Origin of the sequence: Paraburkholderia sp. EG304, assembly GCF_046543485.1 — a bacterium.
GTDB classification, from domain to species: Bacteria; Pseudomonadota; Gammaproteobacteria; order Burkholderiales; family Burkholderiaceae; genus Paraburkholderia; species Paraburkholderia youngii.
Map to the genome: position 1 here is coordinate 1 of NZ_JBKGUA010000147.1, position 4,128 is coordinate 4,128.

The window sequence follows — 4,128 nt, forward strand, 5'->3', positions numbered from 1 at the left end:
ACGCCACCGCTCCCACATCAACGCTTTCTGGCTTTCGCTATAAAAGGTCCGGGTTCTGTACTTCATTTGCAACACTCCCGCCGCTCACGCAGCGTTCATTGTGTTGCATCGACCGGTTGAATCCGCCCATCCAGACCGGCCATTTGCTATTTGACTCTGAGAACGGCTGGCAGGGGGCACGTCAGCACGACCATACCGTCGTGATGCTCATGGACCTGCGACGGGCAGGTGTTGGCGCTGTGGCGAATTGTCCTATAGCCCGCCGGTCTACATTTGTGATCACAACATCAGTTTTTTGCCGTTATGATGCCTCAATTCCTATTTTTGTGATCATATCGAAAGTGATTATGAATGACGCTTTGAGCAACTTCCTGACCCAGCACCGCATCCGTGAGGTGGAGTGTGTCATCCCCGATATGACGGGCATCGCGCGCGGCAAGATCCTTCCGCGCGATCTGTTCACGGCGTCGGGCGAGATGCGCATCCCCAAGAGCGTGCTGCTCAACACCGTGAACGGGCAACAGCCCGACAACGGCCCCTTCGTGGGCGATACCGACCCCGACATGGTCTGCAAGCCCGACGCCGCCACCGTGCGCATCGTGCCCTGGGCAGCCGAACCGGTGGCCGTGGTCATCCACGACTGCCTGGAGTGGGACGACCAGCCGGTGCAAATCTCGCCCCGCGCGGTACTGCGCCGCGTGCTGGCGCTGTACGAAGCACGCGGCTGGCAGCCCATCGTGGCGCCCGAGATGGAGTTCTATCTGGTGGCGCGCAATCAGAACCCGCACGAGCCTCTGCAGCCGCCGCTGGGGCGCACTGGAAAGCCCGAGGTGGGGCGGCAGAGCTACTCCATCGACGCGGTGAACGACTTCGATCCCTTCTTCATGGAACTCTCCGCCTTCTGCGACCAGCACCAGCTAGGCGTGGAAACGCTGATCCACGAGGCTGGCGCGGGGCAGATGGAGATCAATTTCAGCCACGGCGAACCGCTTGACCTGGCTGACCGCGTTTTCCTGTTCAAGCGCACTGTGCGCGAGACGGCGCTGCGCCACGGCGTATTTGCCACTTTCATGGCCAAACCCATGGAGGGCGAACCCGGCAGCGCCATGCACATCCATCAGAGCATCAACGACGGCGAAGGCCGCAACGTCTTCAGCCACACCGACGGCACAGCCAGCGAACACTTCCACCACTTCATCGGCGGACTGCAAACCTATATCCCGCAGGTGATGCCCATGCTGGCGCCCTACGTCAATTCATACCGGCGGCTGGCGCCCTACATGTCGGCACCCATCAATGTGCGCTGGGGCCAGGACAACCGCACCTGCGGTATCCGCGTCCCCAAGTCCGGCCCCGGCGCCCGCCGGGTTGAAAACCGGGTGCCCGGCGTTGACGCCAATCCCTATCTGGCAATGGCCGCCACGCTAGCCTGCGGCTACATCGGCATGCGCGACCGCCTGCATCCCAGCGAGCCCACCGACGGCAGCGCCTGGAACGTCGCTCACGAACTGCCGCGCCATCTCGAAATCGCTATCGAGGCCATGCGCGCCTGCGATACCATGAAGGAGGTACTGGGCGAAACCTTCGTCGACGCCTTCTGCGCCGTGAAGGAACTGGAATTTTCCACCTACAACCGGGTAATCAGCTCGTGGGAACGAGAGCACCTGTTACTGCTGGTATGAGAAGCCCGCAATGAACCACACCATTCAACATACCGGCATTGAGCGCGAACGCGTACAGGCCTTGCTCGCACGCGAACGCGCCGGGTACGCGCAACGCAACCCGAAGTCGCAAGTGATGTCCACACGCGCCGCGCCGCAGCTGATGTTCGGCGTGCCGCTGCACTGGATGAACGACTGGTCCACGCCTTTCGCGCTGCACGTGGCCCAGGCCCAGGGGGCACAGCTCACCGACGTGGACGGCCACACGCTGGCCGATTTCTGCCTGGGTGACACTGGCGCCATGTTCGGCCATTCGCCCGCCGTCGTTGCCGAGGCATTGGCGACCCAGGCACTTCACGGCCTGACCACCATGCTGCCCAACGAAGACGCATCCGTCGTGGGCGAATTGCTGGCTCAGCATTTCGGACTGCCGAAATGGCAGTTCGCCATGACCGCCAGTGACGCCAACCGTTTCTTGCTGCGCTGGGTACGGGCCGCCACTGGGCGGCGTACCTTGCTGGTGTTCAACGGCTGCTACCACGGCACGGTAGATGACGTCTTCGTCGATCTGGTGGACGGCCAACCCACGCAACGCGCCAGCCTGCTGGGCCAGGTGCACGATCTCACCGCCACCACGCGCGTAGTGGAATTCAACGACCTGGCCGCGCTGGAAGCCGCGCTGGCCCCGGGTGACGTGGCCTGCGTTCTGGCCGAGCCGGTGATGAACAACATCGGCATGGTGCTGCCCGAACCGGGCTACTGGGCACAGGCGCAAGACATCATCCGCCGCCACGGCAGCCTGCTGGTACTGGACGAGACCCATACGCTCAGCAGCGGCCCCGGCGGCTATGCGCGCACTCACGGCCTGCAGCCCGATGCCGTGGTAGTGGGCAAGGCACTGGGCGGCGGCATGCCGTGCGCGGCCTATGGCTTCAGCGCCGCGCTGGCCGAGCGCGCCGAGGCCGCCAAGCGCGCGGCACCGTCGGGCCACTCGGGCATCGGCATCACGCTTACCGCCAACTCGCTGGCCACGGTGGCGATGCGCGCCACCCTCACCCACCTGATGACGCCTCAGGTCTTCGCCCCCATGCACGCCCTGGCCGAGCAACTGGCCGCCGGGCTGCGCACGATCATCGCCCGCCACAGCCTGCCCTGGTGCGTCACCCAGGTGGGTGCCCGGGTGGAGTTCCAGTTCTGTCCGCAGCCGCCGCGCAACGGCAGCCAGGCCGAGGCGGTCATGGATGCCGAGCTGGAGCACGCCCTGCATCTGGCCTTGCTGAACCGCGGCGTGCTGATCACTCCTTTTCACAATATGATGCTCGTTTGCCCTGACACTACCCAGATGCACGTGCAGCGCCTGCTCACAGCATTCGACGCTGTGCTGACTGCGCTCACCGCCACTACCGATTCATGAGTAACGACATCGAATCCACCACCACTCAGCAAGACACTACCTACGCCACGTTGCGGCAATGGGTGACCGTAGGCCGCTTCCTTCCCGGCGAGCGATTGAAGATCCGCAACGTGGCAGCCGAGATGGGGGTAGGTCAGATGCCGGTGCGCGCCGCGCTGCAGCGTCTGGCTGCTGAAGGTGGGCTGGTGAACGTGCCCAACGCCGGAATGATCGTCCCCAAGCTTACGCTGCCCGAGTTCGACGATCTGTTGCAAATGCGCATGCTGCTCGAAGGCGAGGCCGCCGAGCGCGGCTGCCTGAGGTTGGAGCCGGCCGAACTCGCCACGCTGCGCAAGCTTTGCCAGCGCATGGCGAAGGCGTTGAAAACCCCAACGGATCACCCGCCTCGCGCCAGGACGCCCGAGGGAGGCAAACAAACGCTGAAGCAGCCCGCCGTTTCTTTGAAGACCGACCAAGCCACCGATTACCTGGCCGCCAACGAAGACTTCCATGTCCTGCTCTACAAGGCGGCCGGCTCGCCCTTGCTGTTCGACCTGATCGATACGCTGTGGCTGAAGGCCGGCCCAATCTCGAACCGCCTCTTCGACACGTCCGAAGCATCGGCCGTGTTGAACGACGCCCACGAAGACCTGATGGATGCGCTGGACAGGCGGGATGCCGCCGCGGCGCGGCGAGCAGTGGAGCGCGACATCTTCGTGGCGGGACAGTTTCTGAGGGCAACCCTAAAACGCGATTGACCGCGGACGCGACGGCCGGCATGGTCGGCGCAAATGTCGTCTTACGGGGGAGACCGCTATACGCTGCTCAGCGGTCGTTCGCGGGTATGCGGTTCACCGACGCGTTGTCTGTGGACCATCGCTTCGAGGGACAGCTCAACTCTGGAAGCTGCCATTGGAATTCCTGATCCCCCTCCGGCTGCATTGGGTCGAGGCTGTGTGGAAACGCGAAATGCAGGTTCGACGTGCGACGAATCTGCAGCAGAGAGTATAGAGCCGCATTGCGCTCTCGCAATCAATCAGTCGAGTGGAGAGCGCTGGGTGGCACCGTTGCCTC

The 4,128-nt window shown here is 63.7% G+C and carries 3 protein-coding genes; all 3 read left to right on the forward strand.

The genetic code is table 11. From position 1 onward, the window contains the following. The first annotated feature begins 347 nt into the window (after positions 1–347). The 3 genes from ACLFKU_RS42525 to ACLFKU_RS42535 are packed head-to-tail and all read left to right on the forward strand — an operon-like array spanning position 348 to position 3,812. Positions 348–1,682 carry a glutamine synthetase family protein gene (locus ACLFKU_RS42525; RefSeq protein ID WP_410853232.1) on the forward strand — a complete coding sequence of 445 codons (1,335 nt, stop codon included), beginning with the start codon at positions 348–350 and terminating at the stop codon, positions 1,680–1,682. A gap of 10 nt (positions 1,683–1,692) precedes the next feature. Continuing rightward, a complete protein-coding gene (locus ACLFKU_RS42530) occupies positions 1,693–3,075 on the forward strand; it encodes an aspartate aminotransferase family protein (RefSeq protein WP_410853230.1) in 1,383 nt (460 codons plus the stop codon). Then, positions 3,072–3,812: a GntR family transcriptional regulator gene (locus tag ACLFKU_RS42535; RefSeq protein WP_410853231.1), complete on the forward strand. Its 741-nt coding sequence runs from the start codon at positions 3,072–3,074 to the stop codon at positions 3,810–3,812. Before ACLFKU_RS42530 ends, ACLFKU_RS42535 begins: the two co-directional genes overlap by 4 nt. Positions 3,813–4,128 lie beyond the last annotated feature (316 nt).